Source organism: Marinobacter qingdaonensis, assembly GCF_034555935.1.
Taxonomy (GTDB): domain Bacteria; phylum Pseudomonadota; class Gammaproteobacteria; order Pseudomonadales; family Oleiphilaceae; genus Marinobacter; species Marinobacter qingdaonensis.
Genome location: NZ_JAYDCJ010000001.1, coordinates 74,590 through 92,320, shown reverse-complemented (window position 1 = coordinate 92,320; position 17,731 = coordinate 74,590). Strand labels below are relative to the sequence as shown.

18 protein-coding genes are annotated in these 17,731 nt (G+C 62.1%); 11 read left to right on the top strand and 7 right to left on the bottom strand.

The window, feature by feature from the left end:
- The first annotated feature begins 23 nt into the window (after nt 1-23).
- Nucleotides 24-1,427, top strand: coding sequence for a hypothetical protein (locus U5822_RS00425; protein WP_322853657.1), 1,404 nt, complete (start codon nt 24-26; stop codon nt 1,425-1,427).
- Nucleotides 1,399-1,773 carry a hypothetical protein gene (locus tag U5822_RS00420; protein WP_322853656.1) on the top strand — a complete coding sequence of 125 codons (375 nt, stop codon included), beginning with the start codon at nt 1,399-1,401 and terminating at the stop codon, nt 1,771-1,773. Before U5822_RS00425 ends, U5822_RS00420 begins: the two co-directional genes overlap by 29 nt.
- A gap of 60 nt (nt 1,774-1,833) precedes the next feature.
- Here the strand turns inward: U5822_RS00420 and U5822_RS00415 are convergent, their stop codons facing one another.
- Nucleotides 1,834-2,391 (bottom strand): cold-shock protein, encoded by a 558-nt coding sequence (locus tag U5822_RS00415; RefSeq protein ID WP_322853655.1) that lies wholly within the window; start codon nt 2,389-2,391, stop codon nt 1,834-1,836.
- 170 nt (nt 2,392-2,561) lie between these two features.
- Here U5822_RS00415 and U5822_RS00410 point away from each other — a divergent pair, with 170 nt between their 5' ends.
- Complete coding sequence (locus tag U5822_RS00410; RefSeq protein ID WP_322853654.1) at nt 2,562-2,780, top strand: SlyX family protein; 219 nt, start codon at nt 2,562-2,564, stop codon at nt 2,778-2,780.
- Nucleotides 2,781-2,807: 27 nt separating this feature from the next.
- On the opposite strand, the gene dapE is transcribed toward U5822_RS00410, so the two are convergent.
- From dapE to map, 6 genes are read right to left on the bottom strand one after another with little or no spacing between them, the layout of a single operon-like run.
- Nucleotides 2,808-3,944 (bottom strand): succinyl-diaminopimelate desuccinylase, encoded by a 1,137-nt coding sequence (gene dapE, locus U5822_RS00405; protein WP_322853653.1) that lies wholly within the window; start codon nt 3,942-3,944, stop codon nt 2,808-2,810.
- Entirely contained in the window at nt 3,931-4,959 is a 1,029-nt protein-coding gene (dapD, locus tag U5822_RS00400; RefSeq protein WP_322853652.1) for a 2,3,4,5-tetrahydropyridine-2,6-dicarboxylate N-succinyltransferase, read from the bottom strand. Before dapD ends, dapE begins: the two co-directional genes overlap by 14 nt.
- 30 nt (nt 4,960-4,989) lie before the next feature.
- Nucleotides 4,990-5,337, bottom strand: a complete 348-nt coding sequence (locus U5822_RS00395) for an ArsC family reductase (protein WP_322853651.1) — start codon at nt 5,335-5,337, stop codon at nt 4,990-4,992.
- A complete protein-coding gene (gene dapC, locus U5822_RS00390) occupies nt 5,334-6,536 on the bottom strand; it encodes a succinyldiaminopimelate transaminase (protein WP_322853650.1) in 1,203 nt (400 codons plus the stop codon). The genes U5822_RS00395 and dapC overlap by 4 nt, the downstream gene beginning before the upstream one ends.
- The gene (locus tag U5822_RS00385) at nt 6,533-9,178 is read right to left on the bottom strand and encodes a [protein-PII] uridylyltransferase (RefSeq protein ID WP_322853649.1); all 2,646 of its coding nucleotides are present in this window, start codon (nt 9,176-9,178) and stop codon (nt 6,533-6,535) included. The genes dapC and U5822_RS00385 overlap by 4 nt, the downstream gene beginning before the upstream one ends.
- Entirely contained in the window at nt 9,179-9,949 is a 771-nt protein-coding gene (map, locus tag U5822_RS00380; protein WP_322853648.1) for a type I methionyl aminopeptidase, read from the bottom strand. It lies immediately after the preceding gene.
- A gap of 251 nt (nt 9,950-10,200) precedes the next feature.
- Here map and rpsB point away from each other — a divergent pair, with 251 nt between their 5' ends.
- The 8 genes from rpsB (at nt 10,201) to rseP (ending at nt 17,704) form a co-directional block, all read left to right on the top strand.
- Nucleotides 10,201-10,953 carry a 30S ribosomal protein S2 gene (gene rpsB / locus U5822_RS00375; RefSeq protein ID WP_322853647.1) on the top strand — a complete coding sequence of 251 codons (753 nt, stop codon included), beginning with the start codon at nt 10,201-10,203 and terminating at the stop codon, nt 10,951-10,953.
- 90 nt (nt 10,954-11,043) lie between these two features.
- Entirely contained in the window at nt 11,044-11,913 is an 870-nt protein-coding gene (gene tsf, locus U5822_RS00370; RefSeq protein ID WP_322853646.1) for a translation elongation factor Ts, read from the top strand.
- 182 nt (nt 11,914-12,095) lie between these two features.
- Nucleotides 12,096-12,824, top strand: coding sequence for a UMP kinase (gene pyrH, locus U5822_RS00365; RefSeq protein ID WP_322853645.1), 729 nt, complete (start codon nt 12,096-12,098; stop codon nt 12,822-12,824).
- 41 nt (nt 12,825-12,865) lie between these two features.
- Nucleotides 12,866-13,423 (top strand): ribosome recycling factor, encoded by a 558-nt coding sequence (gene frr, locus U5822_RS00360; protein ID WP_322853644.1) that lies wholly within the window; start codon nt 12,866-12,868, stop codon nt 13,421-13,423.
- A gap of 63 nt (nt 13,424-13,486) precedes the next feature.
- Nucleotides 13,487-14,257, top strand: coding sequence for a polyprenyl diphosphate synthase (uppS, locus tag U5822_RS00355; RefSeq protein WP_322853643.1), 771 nt, complete (start codon nt 13,487-13,489; stop codon nt 14,255-14,257).
- A gap of 22 nt (nt 14,258-14,279) precedes the next feature.
- Entirely contained in the window at nt 14,280-15,119 is an 840-nt protein-coding gene (locus U5822_RS00350) for a phosphatidate cytidylyltransferase (protein ID WP_322853642.1), read from the top strand.
- A 2-nt stretch (nt 15,120-15,121) separates the two neighbouring features.
- Entirely contained in the window at nt 15,122-16,306 is a 1,185-nt protein-coding gene (gene ispC, locus U5822_RS00345; RefSeq protein WP_322853641.1) for a 1-deoxy-D-xylulose-5-phosphate reductoisomerase, read from the top strand.
- 48 nt (nt 16,307-16,354) lie between these two features.
- Nucleotides 16,355-17,704 (top strand): RIP metalloprotease RseP, encoded by a 1,350-nt coding sequence (gene rseP, locus U5822_RS00340; protein ID WP_322853640.1) that lies wholly within the window; start codon nt 16,355-16,357, stop codon nt 17,702-17,704.
- The last annotated feature ends 27 nt before the right edge of the window (nt 17,705-17,731 follow it).

The window sequence follows — 17,731 nt, the reverse complement described above, 5'->3', positions numbered from 1 at the left end:
CCAAGAACGAACAGGGAGGGTTTATGGACGACTGGCAAGGATGCCTGGCGCCAGATTGTCAGGCTGCGCTGGTGCAGGCTCGGGACGGGGTCAGCGAGCGCGGTGGGGCCGTGGTCACGGTCGAGGATTTCCTATTGGCGCTGCTCGACACCTGCATCGAGTTGCCGCGCTTCCTTCGTCGCTGCGGGGTGGATCTGGACGAGCTGGTCCGGACCGTCCAGTGCGAGCAGCCAATCATCACGGAAGTGGGCGGCGACGGCGCGCTCTCGTCTCAGTTGATCGACTGGCTGGCGCGGGCCCGGGAAGTCTCGGACTCGCCCTGGCTTGATTGGGGGCTGTTGCTCCGGGTGCTCTGTGTCGGGGTTGAGCGCTTGCGGGACAAGGCCTACGTGGCGGTTCTCGAACAGGTCTCACAATGGCCGGGTAACGCGGCCGACAGCTTGCCCCGTGGTATCGAGCACCGGTCGGACGCGCCGCTGGTGGTCACCGACGCTGATTGGCTTGCACTGGCGGAGGATGTGGCGGTGATCACCGCCACCGCCGACAGGGCGCTGGTGTGGATTCAGGGCGAGCGGGGCACCGGCAAGTCCTGCTGGCTCCAGGTGATGTTGGCGGCGCTGGAACGGGATTATGTCGAATTGGATCTGCGTCGTCCGGCGGAACTGTTGGCCAATCACGCGCCCGCCATGCCGGCTGAGCAGGTCGGTCCGGACGGTCCCTGGCCTTTGCTGGTGTTGGACAACCTGTCGCCGTCGGAATTGATGGCGTTGATGGACAGCCCGAACAGTCTGGCCCTGGAGCTGGTTCTCAACTGGCGGGGACCGCTGCTCTTGCTGGGTCCGGCGAAGAATCCCGGGGAGGGTGAGCAACTGGCGGCGCGGCTGGGCTGCCAGTACGAAACGTTCGGTATGCCTGGATCCAGCGCCCTCCAGCGCGAAGCCATACTCACCGCGAAACAGGCGGCCATAGAGAAACGCTGGAATATCGAACTGCCTCTTGCCGTCCTCCGTTATGCCGCCACCCGTCGGAGCCTGCTGGTCAGCAGTCCCGGTGGCATGCTGCAGTGGGTTGAGCGGGCGGCGGCCCGCCTGGATCTGTTTGCCCGATGTGGTCCCATGGGCGCCGTTGCCCTGGCCGGGCGGGAGGAGACCCTGCGCCGACAGGCTCTGGTGGCCATGGCCCGCTCTGAGGATGCAGAAGGCCGAATGGGCCTGCTGGCTCAGCTCGAGCTGCAGCGGACTGCCCTGGAGGTGGCCTGGCATGAGCGCAAGCAATCCGGTCGTCTGAGGCGTCTGTCGGTGACGGACCTGCATCAGGAGTTGGAACGTTGGCTTGCAGCGCGTGGCGGCCCGGTTCACTATGTGCTGCATTGTGAGCATGAGGAAGGGGAGTCAGCGGGTGCAGGATCTGGAAATTTATATTCGTGACCTTGAAGCGGGCGCGGTCTCAGCGTGGTTGGCCAACCATCTGGATCATCTGGAACTGGATGACAGTGACGTGGCAACCGTTAGCAAGGGGGCGGCTCTGTGCCAGGGCGAACGCTTGAAGATAACCCTGTACCCCGGTGCTTTCGGCAAGCGGTTTACCTGTTTGGTGATGGAGGGCGGGGCGCTGCCCTGGAACACCGACCTTGAGTGTGCCCGCAGCGCGTGGCGTGCGATGGATACCGAAATCCGGTGCAGCCCCGGTGACTGGAAGGAGGGAGAGCCGGTTGCCGACGAGAAGTGGTGGCGACTCGATCACCGGGGTGAGCAGCAAGTGGTCTGGAATTAAAAAAGGCAGCCGGGTGGCTGCCTTTTTTTTCGACTGAATGCCCTGTGCCAGGGCGTCGGATCAGTCGCTCAGGATGGACACGTTGTCGGCCTGCAGGCCTTTGTCCGCTTCAACCACGTTAAAGCGCACCAGCTGGCCCTGGCGCAGGACCCGCCGGCCACGACCGCGAATGGCGCGGAAGTGGACGAACACCTCGTCGCCGCTGTCACGGACGATAAAGCCGAAGCCTTTCTTCACGTTAAACCACTTCACGGTACCTTCTTCGTCGCCTTCGGGGCTGTCATCGTCGTAGTCGCTGTCATCATTATCGCTCTGGGCCCGGGGCTGGGAGCGACCACCGGAACGCGCCGGAGTCCGCTGTGCCGTTTTCTGTTTCGCCGACAGAGCGATGGCCAGAAAGCCGGCCAGGGCAAAAATCACCAGGGCCAGGACGTAAGCGGTAATACCCTGGGCGCTGCCCAAAATAAAGGTGGTGCTGTTGGCCAGTTCACTGGTCTCGGATTGGGACAGGATCTGGAACAGTTCCGGAGTAAAGGACACCAGCAGGAAGCCGAGAACAAACGGTGCGGGAATAGCGATCAGGACAGCAACAAGGATCGCTTTGGCTGGATTACGCATTGACTGAGATTTCTCCATTCATTTAACGCTAACGATAAAAAACCGGATATCGGGTAAAATCGCACACCCGGTCGATGAAAACCGCCGGATAGGGCCCGGAGGGCGCGCCGGCGGACAAAAGCGGCATGATAGCAGATTATCCCGATTGCTGACCAAGCGGATGGAGCAGGATGAGCGAGAAAGATCTCGAAGCACGACTCGATGAATTGGAGACGCGACTGGCGTTTCAGGATGACCTCATCAATACCCTGAGCGAGCAGGTGGCGAGGCAGGAACTGGAGCTTCGGGAGTTGTGGGACGCTAAGCAGTTGCTGCACAAGCAGCTGAAAGAGGTGTCGCCCTCCAACATCAAGCGCGAGGAAGAGGAAACACCCCCTCCCCACTACTGATGCGGAAGCGCCCGAGCCGCGCTGGCTTCAGGCCAGCAGCTCGACCAGGATCTGCTCGTAGATGCTGGACAGGGTGTCTAGGTCCTCGGCCTTCACGCACTCATCCACCTTGTGAATGGTGGCATTGATCGGTCCGAGTTCCACCACCTGGGCTCCGGTCGGTGCGATGAAGCGGCCATCGGAGGTGCCACCGGAGGTGGACAGCTCGGTTTCCCGGCCAGTCACCGAGCGAATGGCGTTCTGACTGGCGGACACCAGCGCACCCCGGTCGGTCAGGAACGGTCGGCCACTCAGGTGCCACTGCAGATCGTACTTCAGTCCGTGCCCATCCAGGATCGCCACCACCCGCTCTTCCAGGCTCTCTGCGGTATTTTCGGTGCAGTAGCGGAAATTGAAATGCACCAGGCATTCCCCGGGGATGATGTTGCTGCCGGTGCCGGCCTCGATCTTGGTGATCTGGAAGGTGGTCGGCGGGAAAAAGTCGTTGCCGTTGTCCCAGAACTCCTTGGCCAGGGCATCCAGCGCTGGTGCCGCCGTGTGCACCGGGTTCTCCGCCAGGTGCGGATAGGCCACATGCCCCTGCACCCCGTGCACGGTCAGGTAGCCGTGCAGCGAGCCCCGACGGCCATTCTTGATGACATCACCCACTTCGTGGGTGCTGGACGGCTCGCCTATCAGGCACCAGTCGATCTTCTCGTTTCTGGCCTCGAGGGTTTCCACGACCTTGACGGTGCCGTCCTGGGCCGGACCTTCCTCATCGCTGGTGATCAGCAGCGCAATCGAGCCGCGATGGTTCGGGTGGGCGGTGACGAAGCGCTCGCAGGCCGTGACAAAGGCGGCCAGGCTGCCTTTCATGTCGGCGGCACCGCGTCCGAGCAGATAGCCATCCTTCACCACGGGATCGAACGGCGGGTGGGCCCAGTTCTTCTCCGGACCGGTGGGCACCACGTCGGTGTGACCGGCGAACGCCAGCACCGGGCCCTCGGAGCCCTTGCGGGCCCAGAGGTTGTCGGTGTCACCGAAACGCAGGTGCTCACCTGAAAATCCCAGTGGCTCCAGCCGCGACATCATCAGCGCCTGGCAGCCGGCATCGTCCGGTGTGACGGATTGCCGGCGGATCAGGTCAATGGCCAGCTCAAGGGTTTTCGACTCAGTTGTTTGCATGCAGCTCTTCGTTCAGCTCGATGGCGGACTTGTTGGTTTTGCACTCGACAGCACCGGTCTGGCTGTTGCGGCGGAACAGCAGGTCGGGCTGGTTGGCCAGGTCCCGGGCCTTGATGACTTCCACCAGCTCGTTGTTGTCGTCCAGCAGCGCCACCTTGGTGCCGGCGGTGATATACAGGCCGGCTTCAACCTTGCAGCGGTCACCCAGCGGGATGCCGATGCCGGCGTTGGCGCCGATCAGGCAGTTCTCGCCCACGGCGATGATGATGTTGCCGCCACCAGACAGGGTACCCATGGTGGAGCAGCCGCCGCCCAGGTCCGAGCCCTTGCCAATCATCACGCCGGCGGAAATGCGGCCTTCAATCATGCTGGTGCCTTCGGTACCGGCGTTGAAGTTGATGAAGCCTTCGTGCATGACGGTGGTGCCTTCGCCCACGTAGGCGCCCAGGCGAACACGGGCGGTGTCGGCGATACGTACGCCCTTGGGCACGACGTAGTCGGTCATCTGCGGGAACTTGTCCACGGATTTCACTTCCAGGGTGCGGCCTTCCAGGCGGGCCTGGAGCTGGCGCTCCGGCAGCTCGTTCAGGTCGATGGCGCCCTCGCTGGTCCACGCCAGGTTGGGCAGCAGGCCGAAGATGCCGTCGAGCTTCAGGCCGTGGGGCTTGGCCAGACGGTGGGAGATCAGGTGCAGCTTGAGGTAGACCTCAGGGGTGCTGGATGCGGTGTCGTCGTTATCCAGGATGGTCACCACCACGGGACGCTTGCTGCTGGCGGCTTTCTCGGCCAGGATCGCCTGCTCGTTCTGGCCAGCCTGACGCAGGGCGTGGGCCAGCTTGTCGAGCTGTTCGGTGGTGGCGCTGATCGCCTGGTTGCCACCCTGGTAGTTGAGCGCGTTCTGGACGACTTCCATCAGGGTGTTGTCAGGCGTCATGACCGGCTGCTGGTAGAACACTTCCAGCCATTCGCCCTGGTTGTTCTGGGTGCCGATGCCGATACCGAATGCAAAGCTCATCAGGTGGTTGCTCCTATAGGATGTTCAGACTTAAGCGTTGGAAAACTGTTTGGCCCAGTCGTCGGCCTTGAAGCCGACGGAAACGTTGTCGCCATGCTCCACCACCGGTCGCTTGATGATCGATGGGTTCTCCAGCATGAGCTCGTGGGCGGATTGGGCGCTAATGGTATCACGAACCTCGTCCGGAAGTTTGCGCCAGGTGGTGCCGCGCCGGTTCAGCAGGGTCTCCCAGCCCACTGCCTGTTCCCAGCGCTGGAGCAGGGAGGCGTCGAGGCCGTCTTTTTTGAAGTCGTGAAAGTCGTGGGCGATGCCCTGTTCCTCGAGCCACTTTCGCGCCTTCTTCACGGTGTCGCAGTTTCGGATGCCGTACAGTTTCATGGGGTATTCGCCTTCACAAATTCAACAATGCGGTTGGCCGCCTCCACGCATTCCTCCAGCGGTGCCACCAGGGCCATGCGCACCCGGTTTTCTCCCGGGTTGTGGCCATCGACCGTGCGTGACAGGTAGCGGCCCGGGAGAACGTGCACGTTCTGTTGAGCCGACAGCTCACGGGCAAAGGTCTCGTCGTCCATGGGGGTGACCGGCCAGAGGTAGAAGCCGGCATCGGGGAAATCCACATCCATCACTTCCCGCAAGATGGGGACCACCGCCTCGAACTTGGCGCGGTAGGCGGCGCGGTTTTCCCGGACATGGTCCTCGTCCTGCCAGGCGGCGATGCTGGCCAGCTGGTTGTGCAGCGGCATGGCGCAGCCGTGGTAGGTCCGGTACTTCAGGTAACCTTTCAGGATGGCGGCGTCGCCGGCGACAAACCCCGAGCGCAGACCGGGCAGGTTGCTGCGCTTGGACAGGCTGTGAAACACCACGCAGCGGGCGAAGTCGTCCCGGCCCATGGCGGCGCAGGCCTGCAGCAGGCCTTCCGGTGGCTGGTCCTCATTCGGGTAGAGCTCCGAGTAGCACTCGTCGGACGCCACGATAAAGTCGTGGCGGTCGGCCAGTTCAATCACCCTGGTCAGGGTGTCCCGGGGAATCACCGTGCCGCTGGGGTTACCGGGCGAACACAGGAACAGGATCTGGCAGTCCTGCCAGACCGCTTCAGGCACCGCCTCGAAATCCGGAATAAACCCGCTTGAGCCGTCGCAGGGCAGATACACCGGGGTGGCGCCGGCGAGCAGGGCGGCGCCTTCGTAGACCTGGTAAAACGGGTTCGGGCTGACCACCTTCGCGGCGCCATGGCTGGCCACCACCGATTGCACCAGGGAGAAAATGCCTTCCCGGGTACCGTTGACCGGCACAATGTGCTCGGCGGCGGTCAGCGAGCCAGGGGCCAGGTCAAAGCGCCGGGTTGCCCACTCACTGATGGCCTGGCGCAGCTCCTCCGAACCCTTGGTGGTGGGGTAGTTGGCCAGCTTGTCCAGGTTGTCGGCAATCACCTGCTTCACGAACGCCGGCGACGGGTGCTTGGGTTCGCCGATGCCCAGGGAGATCGGTCGCAGCTGCGCCGGTGGCTCGATGCCTGCCTTGAGTTTTGCCAGTTTCTCGAACGGGTAGGGGTGTAGCTTGTCCAGATTGGGATTCATTGAATATCGTCCAGCATGTCGCAGAGGTCTTGCTGCAGTTCGTGGCACACCGTGGGGTCGCGCAGGGGCTCGCCCTGTTCGTCGGTGACGAAGAACACGTCTTCAACGCGCTCGCCCAGGGTAGCGATCTTGGCGTTGGTCAGGCGCACCCGATGGTCCAGCAGAACCTGACCGATGCGGGCCAGCAGGCCCGGTCGGTCCGGCGTGATGACTTCCATGACCGTGCGTTGGTTGACCGTGTCGTTGGAAAAGGTCACCTCGGTCGGGAAGGCAAAGTGTTTCAGTTGTCGTGGCGTGCGGCGGTGAATGATGTCCGGGTAGTCCTCGGGGTCGTCCAGCTCCTCGATCAGCCGCTTGCGCACCCGTTCCTTGCGCGCCGGGTCCGTGCCCAGAGGCTGTCCACGCTCGTCCAGCACCACGTAGGAGCTGATCGAGTAGGGGCCTTCGCTGGAGGAGATTCGGGCGTCCACGATGTTCAGGTTCAGTTGTTCCAGTACCGCGGTGGTGGCGGCGAACAGCGCGACCCGATCCTTCATGTAAATGATGATCTGGGAGTAACCGTCGGTGGGGCCGCCCCGGGTGTCGCGAATCAGTACCAACGGGTCGGGATTGTCCCCGTGCCGGATGATGGCGGCGGTCTGCCAGGCGATGTCCACCGTGGAATCCTGCAGGAAGTAATCCTCATCCACCGTGTCCCAGATGCGGTCGATCTGTTCGTCGGTCATGTTCTGGGCGTACAGGATTTCCCGGGCCTCGGACTGGGTCGCCCGGACCCATTCACTGCGATTGATCGGTGCCTCGGTGCCTCGCCGCAGGGCCCGCTTGGCCTCAATGTAGAGCTGGCGCAGCAGCGACGCCCGCCAGGTGTTCCACAGTTTCGGGTTGGTGGCGCTGATGTCGCAGACCGTCAGCACGTACAGATAATCCAGGTGCGCCTGACTGGGAATGGAGCGGGCGAAATCGTGGATGATGTCCGGGTCCGAGATGTCCTTGCGCTGCGCGGTCATGGACATCAGCAGGTGGTTCTCCACCAGCCAGGAAATCAGCTTGGTGTCACGTTCGCTCAGGTGGTGCCGCTGGCAAAAAGCCTCGGCGTCGATGGCGCCCAGTTCGGAATGGTCGCCGCCCCGACCCTTGGCGACGTCGTGGTAGAGACCGGCAATGAACAGGGTCTCCAGCTTCGGCAGTCGGTGGATCAGTCGGGACGCCAGCGGGTACTCGGTGCGCGCCTCGGCGCTGTCGAGTCGCGCCATGTTGCGGATCACCCGCATGGTGTGGGCGTCCACGGTGTAGATGTGGAACAGGTCGTGCTGCATCTGGCCGATGATCTGGCCGAATTCCGGCAGGTAGCGCCCCAGCACGTTGTACTTCTTCATGGCGGACAGGGTCTGGTCCAGCGCGTGGGGCGTGCGCAGCAGCTCCATGAACAGGGTGGTCACGGCCAGGTCGGTGCGGAAGGCGTCGTCCACCAGGTGCCGGTGCGCCCGCAGGGACCGGATGGTGGTCGCCCGGATGCCCTTGATCTCCGGGTGCTGGGCCATCAGCACGAAGATTTCCATGATGGCGTAGGGTGCGTAGGCGAAGACCTGGTTGTTCACCGCCTCGATGTACCGGTTGCGCATCTGGAAGCGCTTGTTCAGCGGCTGGATGTCGTCCGCGGTGCCGGTGCCGAGGATCGCCTCGTCGTAGTACTGCAGGATCACATCGGTGAGTTCGGCCAGGGCCAGCACGGTCCGGTAGTAGGACTGCATCATCAGCTCGACACCGAGGCGCTTGCCTTCGTCCTTGTAGCCGAGCATCTGGGCCAGGGCGCGCTGGTGGTCGAACAGCAGGCGGTTCTCGTTGCGGTCGGCCAGCAGTTGCAGGCCGTACCTCAGTTGCCAGAGGAAGGTTTCGCCCTGGAACAGGATCTGGTGCTCTTCCTCGGTCAGGATGCTGAAACGGGTCAGGTCGGCGATGTTCTGCAGACCGAAATGCCGCTTGGTGATCCAGCCGATGGTCTGGATGTCCCGCAGCGCCCCCGGCGACCCTTTCACGTTGGGCTCGAGGTTGTACTCGGTGTCGCCGTATTTTTCGTGGCGTTCGCGCTGTTCTTCCCGCTTGGCAATGAAGTAGTCGCGGTCGGTGCTGACGTTGTCCGAGTAGACCTGCTCGCTCAATTCGTCCCGCAGTTCGTCCGGGCCGGCGATGGTCCGGGTCTCCAGTACGTTGGTCAGGATGGTGATGTCTTCGCGGGCGGCGGCCTTGCAGTCTTCGATGCTGCGCACGCTGTGGCCAATGTCCAGCTTGAGGTCCCACAGCAGCGTGATGAACGCGCCCAGGTCTTCTTCCCAGCTGGCGTCGACGCCGGCGCGGGTGAGAATCAGCAAGTCGATGTCGGAGTGCGGATGCAGCTCGCCCCGGCCATAGCCGCCGACGGCAATCAGGGCAATGTCGGGGGAATCAGAGAAAGGGTAGCGGTTCCAGATCAGTCTAAGCACGCTGTCGACGGTGTCGGCCCGGGCGTGGACCAGGGCGCGCACATCCGCCCCCTGGCGAAAGGCCTCGGCGTCCGCGTTGTAGCGTGCCCGCAACAGCTCCCGAGCCGCCGGGACCGGCGAAGGGGCGTTGCTGATGCGGGATTCCAGCGCGCTCAGGTCCACTTACAGGGACTCGTCCGAACGCTTGGTGAGCACCTCATAGCCGTCCGCCGTCACCAGGATGGTGTGTTCCCATTGGGCAGACAGTTTGTGGTCCTTGGTGACCACGGTCCAGCCATCGGGCAGCAGCTTGGTCTGGTACTTGCCCTGGTTGATCATGGGCTCGATGGTGAAGGTCATGCCTTCCTTCAATTCCATTCCGGTACCGGGCTTGCCGTAGTGCATCACCTGGGGCTCCTCGTGAAACACCTTGCCGATGCCGTGGCCGCAGTAGTCGCGCACCACCGAATAACGGTGCTTTTCCGCGTGCTGCTGGATGACATGCCCGATGTCGCCCAGGCGGGTGCCCGGCTTGACCAGTTCGATGCCTTTATAGAGGCATTCCTGAGTGATCTGGATCAGTCGCTCGGAACCGGGCTTGGGTTTGCCGACCACCCACATCTTGCTGGTGTCGCCGTGGTACTCGTCCTTGATGACGGTCACGTCGATGTTGAGTATGTCGCCGTCCTTCAATACCTTCTTCTCGGACGGGATGCCGTGGCAGATCACGTGATTGACCGAGGTGCACACGGATTTGGGGAAGCCCTTGTAGTTCAGCGGCGCGGGAATCGCTTTCTGCTCGTTCACGATGTAGTCGTGGCAGATGCGGTCGATTTCCTCAGTGCTGATGCCGGGCTTGATGTGCTCGCCAATCATTTCGAGGACTTCGGCGGCCAGGCGGCCGGCGACGCGCATTTTTTCGATTTCTTCCGGGGTCTTGATCGATACTGACATCGGGGTTCCCATAGATATGTACCAAACCGGCATTTTAAGGGGCTGAGTGGCTTGGTACAAGGAAGGCCCTGCGTAAAATTAATGGCGTTTCCCGCTCGCTTTATGGTATAAACGCGCCCGCTGGAAACGATTCCAGCAAATTCGCACACGCGTCGGCACGTTGTCCCAGGGTGCCTCCCTTCAGTTTGATGAAGGCGGGTTGGGGCAATCGGACGTGTGGAGGACTAACCCGAAGCTAAAAGGTAACTATCATGGCTCAGGTAAATATGCGTGACCTGCTGAAGGCAGGTGCTCACTTCGGTCACCAGACTCGCTACTGGAACCCAAAGATGTCGAAGTTCATCTTCGGCGCCCGCAACAAGATTCATATCATCAACCTGGAGCAGACTGTTCCTGCCATGAACGAAGCCCTGAACTTCGTTCAGCAGCTGGCAGAGAACAAGAACAAGATCCTGTTCGTCGGCACCAAGCGTGCTGCGGCCAAGATCATCAAGGAAGAAGCAGAGCGCGCTGGCCAGCCGTTCGTTAACCATCGCTGGCTCGGCGGCATGCTGACCAACTACAAGACCATCCGTCAGTCCATCCGTCGCTACCGTGATCTGGAAGCCCAGAGCAAAGACGGTACTTTCGACAAGCTGACCAAGAAAGAAGCCCTGGATCGCACCCGCGAAATGGACCGCCTCGAGCGCTCCATCGGCGGTATCAAGGACATGGGTGGTCTGCCGGACGCCATGTTCGTGATCGACGTGGATCACGAGCGTATCGCGATCAAAGAAGCCAACAAGCTGGGCATCCCGGTTATCGGTGTGGTTGATACCAACAGCGATCCGGACGGCGTTGATTACGTGATTCCGGGCAACGACGATGCCATTCGCGCTATCCAGATTTACGTGAAGGCCGTTGCTGATACCTGCATGGAAGCCGCCCAGTCTGGCGGCGCAGGCACTGACGAGTTTGTAGAAGTCAGTGAAGACGCAGAAGGCGCCGCTCCGGCCGCCGAATAACGCGTCAGCGTCACGATTGAGTTGTAAGGTGTGCCCGGACTTGTTTCGGGCACACGTCCTACCGAATTCGGAATATTGAGAGGGTTGAACATGGCTGCAATTACCGCTGCAATGGTCAAAGAGCTGCGTGAGCGCACTGGCCTGGGCATGATGGAGTGCAAGAAGGCACTGGTTGAAGCTGACGGCAGTGTTGACGCGGCAATCGAAGAGCTGCGTAAGTCTTCCGGTCTGAAGGCCGCCAAGAAGGCTGGCCGCACCGCCGCTGAAGGCGCGTCACTGATCAAAATCTCTGACGACAACACCGTGGCGTTCATTCTGGAAGTGAACTCCGAGACTGACTTCGTTGCCCGTGACGACAACTTCATGAACTTCGCCAACGAGGTTCTGGACGTTGCTTTCGACAAGGGTGAGACCGACGTAGCCAAGCTGATGGAAGGCGATCTGGAAGCCAAGCGTGAAGCGCTGGTTCAGAAGATCGGCGAAAACATCACCGTTCGTCGCGTTGTTAAGGTTGAAGGTCCGGTTGTTGGTGGCTACGTCCACAGCAACAACAAGATCGCTTCCGTTGTTGCCCTGACTGCCGGCGACGCCGAAGTGGCTCGTGACATCGCGATGCACGCGGCCGCGGTTAACCCGCGCGTTGGCAAGCCGGAAGACATGCCGGCCGAAGAGCTGGAAAAAGAGAAGGACGTGATCAAGGCCCAGCCGGACATGGAAGGCAAGCCTGCCGAGATCGTCGAGAAGATGATGGGCGGCCGGATCAAGAAGTTCCTCAAGGAAAACAGCCTGGTCGAGCAGCCTTTCGTCAAGAACCCGGACCAGACCGTGGGCGAGCTGATCAAAGCCAACGGTGGTGAGCTGGTCGGTTTCGTTCGCCTGGAAGTGGGCGAAGGCATCGAGAAAGAAGAAGTCGACTTTGCTGCTGAAGTTGCTGCTGCAGCTGGTACCAGCAAGGCCTGATCCTTCTTAAGGCGTCGAGGCTTAGCCCCGGCGCCATCTGAGTCTGCCACGTCAGTCAGGGAAACCTGGCTTTCGTGGCGGGCTTGTATCTGAGATACCCCTTTTTTGTGAGGAGTATGTCAGATACAAGCCTGCGACGCGCACCAAGCGTACAGCAGCCAACAGCCGAAAAGGGGATCCTCATGCCGACATCATCCAAAACCCAGCCCAGATACAAGCGCGTTTTGCTCAAACTCAGTGGCGAGGCCCTGATGGGAGAGCATGATTTCGGTATTGATCCCAAGGTACTTGACCGCATGGCCCTGGAAATCGGCGCCCTGATCGGCATCGGTGTCCAGGTTGGCCTGGTCATTGGCGGTGGTAACCTGTTCCGTGGTGCGGCCCTGAACGCCGCCGGCATGGATCGGGTCACCGGCGACCACATGGGCATGCTGGCGACCGTGATGAATGGTCTGGCGATGCGCGACGCCCTGGAGCGGTCGAACATTCGCACCCGGGTGATGTCGGCGATCCCCATGAGCGGCATCGTGGAGCATTACGACCGTCGCCGTGCCGTCCGGGACCTGAAGGACGGCGATGTGGTGATCTTCTGCGCCGGCACCGGCAACCCCTTCTTTACCACCGATTCGGCGGCCTGCCTGCGGGGTATCGAGATCGAGGCGGATGCAGTGCTGAAGGCCACCAAGGTCGACGGTGTCTACTCCGCCGATCCGCACCTGGACAGCAGCGCGGAGAAATACGATTACCTGACCTATGATGAAGTCCTGGACAAGAAACTGGGCGTCATGGATCTCACGGCCATCTGTCTCGCCCGGGACCACGGCATGCCACTGCGGGTGTTCGACATGAACCGGGCCGGTGCCCTGACCCGCATCGTCACCGGGGAGCGGGAAGGTACCCTGATCGAATAACTGGCAAAGACTGATCTGACGAACGAATTGAGGAAGCTGAAGTGATTAACGACATCAAAGCAGACGCCGAAAAGAGAATGCAGAAGAGCATCGACGCTCTTCATGCAGCATTTAACAAGATTCGTACCGGTCGGGCTCACCCGGCGATCCTGGACAGCGTGATGGTCAACTACTACGGTCAGGAAACGCCGCTCCGACAGGTTGCGAGTGTCAACATCGAAGACAACCGCACGCTGACGGTCACGCCCTGGGAAAAGAACCTGGTGCCGACCATCGAGAAGGCCATTATGACCTCCGATCTGGGCCTGAACCCGGCGACCAGCGGCGACGTGATCCGCGTCCCCATGCCCATGCTGACCGAAGAAACCCGTAAGGAAATGGTCAAGCAGGCCAAGGCCGATGCCGAGCACGGTCGGGTATCCATCCGGAACGCCCGTCGTGACGCCAACAGCATGATCAAGGATCTGCTGAAGGAAAAGGAAATCACCGAGGATGACGAGCGCCGCGGTGAAGACGAAATCCAGAAGCTGACCGATCGCTACATCGCCGAAGTCGAAAAAGCGCTGAAGTCCAAAGAAGAGGACCTGATGGCGGTCTGATCGCCCGGGTTCACTGGTAGAGAATCAAGGCCGGGGCTGATGCCCGGCCGAGCAGAGGATTTCATGACGGGAACGGTATCCGCAGAGATTCCGGTGTCGGCGGACAGCCGGCCCCGGCACGTCGCGATCATCATGGATGGGAACAACCGGTGGGCCAAGCAACATCGCCTGACCGGTGTCGCCGGCCACAAGGCCGGGGTGGATGCGGTCAAGGCCGTGGTGGAGACCTGCGGCCGCGAAGGGGTTGAGGTGCTCACCCTGTTCGCCTTCTCCAGCGAGAACTGGCGTCGGCCCCAGGAAGAAGTGTCGGCGTTGATGAAGCTGTTCCTGTTCGCCCTGCAGCGGGAAGTCCGCAAGCTGCACCGCAACAACATCCGGCTCCGGATCATCGGCGACCGCAGTGCCTTCAGCGAGGCCTTGCAGCAGCACATGCAGGATGCCGAGGAACTGACCCGGCACAACACCCGGATGACCCTGGTGGTTGCCGCCAACTATGGCGGTCACTGGGACATCACCCAGGCCACCCGCCAAGTCGCCGGCAAGGTGCGCAAAGGCGAGATCGAGCCGTCCGACATCACCGATGACCTGATCCAGCAGCACCTGAGCATCGGTGACCTGCCCATGCCCGACCTGTTGATCCGTACCGCCGGCGAGCAGCGGATCAGCAATTTCATGCTCTGGCACCTTGCCTACACCGAGATGTATTTCTCGCCGGTGTTCTGGCCCGATTTCAAGGCCGAGGAAATGCGCAAGGCCCTGCAGGCCTATGCTGGGCGCCAGCGCCGGTTTGGCCAGACTGACGATCAGATTGCTGCCAAGGCATCACAACAATAAATAGACCAAAGCGACCCTCACCGTGCTAAAGACCCGAATCATTACCGCATTGATCCTGGCCCCGATTGCCATCGGCGGAATCTTTTTCCTGCCGCCGCTGGGATTCGCGCTGTTCACCGCGGCCATCATCACGCTCGGCGCCTGGGAGTGGGCCAACCTGTCCGGCATCGAGGGGCAGGGCGGACGCGTTGTGTACGCCGCCGTCACTGCCGCCATTCTCTATGGCCTGCTCAACGTGCCGGCCGTCGCGGTGCTGTGGCCAGCGCTGGTGTGGTGGTTCATTGGCTTTCTGCTCGTTCGCGGATATCCGGCCGGGTCGGACCAGTGGGGCAGCGTGCCGGTGCGTGCGGCCATGGGCCTGCTGGTGCTGGTGCCCGCCTGGGTGGGCTTGAATCATCTGCGCACCGGTGGCCTTGATTTTGGTCTGGTCGACAACAGCCTCTGGGCGATCCTGTACGTATTCTGCGTGGTCTGGGTGGCCGATATCGGTGCTTACTTCGCCGGCCGGGCCTTTGGCAAGGCCAAACTGGCGCCCCGGGTCAGTCCGGGCAAATCCTGGGCCGGTGTCTGGGGCGGTCTGGTCGCGGTCGGTGTGTTTGCGGTCATTGTCAGCCTGCTGGCCTCGGCCGACGGCCTGGACACGGTGTTGCTGGTGCTGGCCAGTCTGTTCACCGGTCTGGTTTCCGTGCTCGGCGACCTGCTTGAGAGTATGCTAAAACGTTTCCGGGGCATCAAAGACAGCAGCCAGCTCCTGCCCGGTCACGGCGGCATTCTCGACCGTATCGACAGCCTGACCGTGGCCATACCCGTGTTCGCCCTGATCATTACCCAGTTGGGCTGGCTCACTGCCGGACAGTGGTGAGTATGAACGCGCGCCGCCTCACAATTCTCGGAGCCACCGGCTCCATCGGTCTGAGTACGCTGGACGTCGTCCGGCGCCATCCTGAACAATTTTCCGTGTACGCCCTGACGGCGAGCACCCGGGCTCCGGAGCTGGCGGTGCTGTGCCGTGAGTTCCGTCCTCAGGTGGCGGTCATGGCGAGCTTTGAAGCGGCGCAGGAGCTGCGCGAACTGCTGACCGATCTGCCACAGGTCCGCGTTCTGAGCGGCCCGGAGGGTCTGGAGGAGGTTGCCGCTGCGCCCGAGGCCGACGCCGTGATGGCCGCGATCGTGGGCGCCGCGGGGCTGCCTCCGACCCTGGCCGCCGTGCGGGCCGGCAAGCGGGTATTGCTGGCCAACAAGGAAGCCCTGGTCATGTCCGGTCAGCTGTTCATGGATGCGGTGGCGGAGTCCGGGGCCGAATTGCTGCCGATCGATTCCGAGCACAATGCCATTTTCCAGTGCCTGCCCGCGGATCGGGTTCGGGATCCGGACGCCGCCGGGGTGTCCCGGATTCTGCTGACCGCCTCCGGTGGCCCATTCCGGGAGCACAGCGCCGCCGAGCTGCGATCGGTCTCACCCGCCGAGGCCTGCGCCCACCCCAACTGGTCCATGGGCCAGAAGATCTCGGTGGATTCGGCCACGCTGATGAACAAGGGGCTGGAGCTGATCGAGGCCTGTTGGCTGTTCAACACCACGCCGGATCGGGTCGAAGTTCACGTCCATCCGGAGAGCATCATCCACTCCATGGTCGAGTACGTAGACGGATCTGTGCTGGCCCAACTTGGCAGTCCGGACATGCGCACGCCCATTGCCAATGGTCTGGCCTGGCCGGAACGGATCGACGCCGGGGTTGCGCCCCTGGACCTGTTCGCCATCGGGCGCTTCCATTTCGAGCGGCCGGACCTGGTGCGCTTCCCCTGTCTGCGGTTGGCGGCGGAAGCGTTCGAGGCCGGGGGTACCTCCCCGGCGGTACTCAACGCCGCGAACGAAGAGGCGGTGGCGGCTTTTCTGGCCGGTAACCTGTGTTTTACCGACATCCCCGTTATTATAGAGCGGACCCTGGCGGCCATGGACGTGGTGCCGGCGGACAGTTTTGAGACCATCTTTGCCAGGGACGCCGAGGCAAGGCATCGCGCCCGGGAACAGATAGGGCTGTTAACTGTCTGATATAGAAAGTTGTTTCTTGGCGCGTTCCAGCCATCAACCGAGAATGCTATGCAAATCATCGAAACCATCCTGGCGCTTGCGCTGACACTGGGCATCCTGGTCACCCTGCATGAGTATGGCCATTTCTGGGTTGCCCGGCGTTGCGGCGTCAAGGTGCTGAGATTCTCGGTGGGTTTTGGCAAGCCCCTGTTTTCCTGGTACGACCGCCAGGGCACCGAATTTGCGGTGGCGGCGATCCCGCTCGGTGGCTACGTCAAGATGCTGGACGAACGCGAGGGTCCGGTCCCGGAGGCGCTGAAAGACCAGGCCTTCACCTCCAAGCCGCCCAGCCAGCGCATCGCCATTGCAGCGGCCGGTCCGATCGCCAATTTCCTGTTCGCCCTGTTTGCTTACTGGCTCCTGGGCGTGGTGGGCGTTACCTCGGTGGCGCCGATCGTTGGTGAGGTTGGGCCTGACACCGTCGCCGAGCGCGTCGGTCTACGGGAAGGCATGGAGCTGCACACGGTGGACGGGCATCGGGTGGTGTCCTGGCGGGACGTCAACATGCGCCTGCTGGAACGGGCCGGAGAGCAGGGCGAGATCGCCATCGGCGTCAGTGAAAACGGCGCGCGCGGCACCGTGAGCGGGCCGCTGCAGGGCTGGCGCCTGAGCGACGAGGCGCCGAACCCGCTGCTGGAGTTTGGCATAACCCCCTGGCGGCCGGACATCCCGCCCATCCTCGGCCAGATTTCCAACGGGGGACGGGCGGAAGCCGCCGGACTGAAGCCCGGTGATCAGGTGTTGGCGGTCGACGGTGAGGCGCTCGGCAACTGGTTCGATCTGGTGGATGCGATCCAGGCGGCACCGGAGACGACCCTGTCCCTGACCATCGTTCGGGATGGCGCCGAGCGCACTATTGACGTCAGGCCGGCCGAGCGGGAGCAGGAAGATGGCACCACCATCGGCTTCGTCGGGGCCGGGGTGCAACCGGTGGAATGGCCGGAAGAAGTGCTCCGGGATGTCAGCTACGGGCCCCTGGCGGCGATTCCCAACGCCTTCCATGAAACCTGGGCCGACACCCGTCTGACCCTGGTGGCGATCAAGAAAATGGTGACCGGCCTGCTGTCGCCGACCAACCTGAGCGGTCCGATCACCATAGCCCGCGTGGCGGAGGCCAGTGTCAGTTCCGGTTTTGAGGATTTCATCCGGTTCCTGGCCTACTTGAGTATCAGCCTTGGCATATTGAACCTGCTGCCGGTTCCCGTGCTCGATGGTGGGCACATCGTGTACTACACCATCGAAGCCATTCGGGGAAAACCGCTGTCCGACGAGGCGCAGGCGCTAGGGTTACGAATTGGTATGACATTGATTCTTACATTAATGGTGTTTGCTCTTTACAACGACCTGATGCGGTTGTGAGAATTGCGGGCTCCTTACGCGCATTAA

What these genes read in the sequence shown, in the direction of transcription:
- U5822_RS00410 (WP_322853654.1), top strand. Translation starts at nt 2,562, where the DNA reads ATGAGCGAGAAAGATCTCGAAGCACGACTCGATGAATTGGAGACGCGA.
- rpsB (WP_322853647.1), top strand. Translation starts at nt 10,201, where the DNA reads ATGGCTCAGGTAAATATGCGTGACCTGCTGAAGGCAGGTGCTCACTTC.
- U5822_RS00425 (WP_322853657.1), top strand. Translation starts at nt 24, where the DNA reads ATGGACGACTGGCAAGGATGCCTGGCGCCAGATTGTCAGGCTGCGCTG.
- U5822_RS00415 (WP_322853655.1), bottom strand. Translation starts at nt 2,391, where the DNA reads ATGCGTAATCCAGCCAAAGCGATCCTTGTTGCTGTCCTGATCGCTATT.
- tsf (WP_322853646.1), top strand. Translation starts at nt 11,044, where the DNA reads ATGGCTGCAATTACCGCTGCAATGGTCAAAGAGCTGCGTGAGCGCACT.
- dapC (WP_322853650.1), bottom strand. Translation starts at nt 6,536, where the DNA reads ATGAATCCCAATCTGGACAAGCTACACCCCTACCCGTTCGAGAAACTG.
- uppS (WP_322853643.1), top strand. Translation starts at nt 13,487, where the DNA reads ATGACGGGAACGGTATCCGCAGAGATTCCGGTGTCGGCGGACAGCCGG.
- U5822_RS00395 (WP_322853651.1), bottom strand. Translation starts at nt 5,337, where the DNA reads ATGAAACTGTACGGCATCCGAAACTGCGACACCGTGAAGAAGGCGCGA.
- ispC (WP_322853641.1), top strand. Translation starts at nt 15,122, where the DNA reads ATGAACGCGCGCCGCCTCACAATTCTCGGAGCCACCGGCTCCATCGGT.
- rseP (WP_322853640.1), top strand. Translation starts at nt 16,355, where the DNA reads ATGCAAATCATCGAAACCATCCTGGCGCTTGCGCTGACACTGGGCATC.
- dapD (WP_322853652.1), bottom strand. Translation starts at nt 4,959, where the DNA reads ATGAGCTTTGCATTCGGTATCGGCATCGGCACCCAGAACAACCAGGGC.
- dapE (WP_322853653.1), bottom strand. Translation starts at nt 3,944, where the DNA reads ATGCAAACAACTGAGTCGAAAACCCTTGAGCTGGCCATTGACCTGATC.
- pyrH (WP_322853645.1), top strand. Translation starts at nt 12,096, where the DNA reads ATGCCGACATCATCCAAAACCCAGCCCAGATACAAGCGCGTTTTGCTC.
- map (WP_322853648.1), bottom strand. Translation starts at nt 9,949, where the DNA reads ATGTCAGTATCGATCAAGACCCCGGAAGAAATCGAAAAAATGCGCGTC.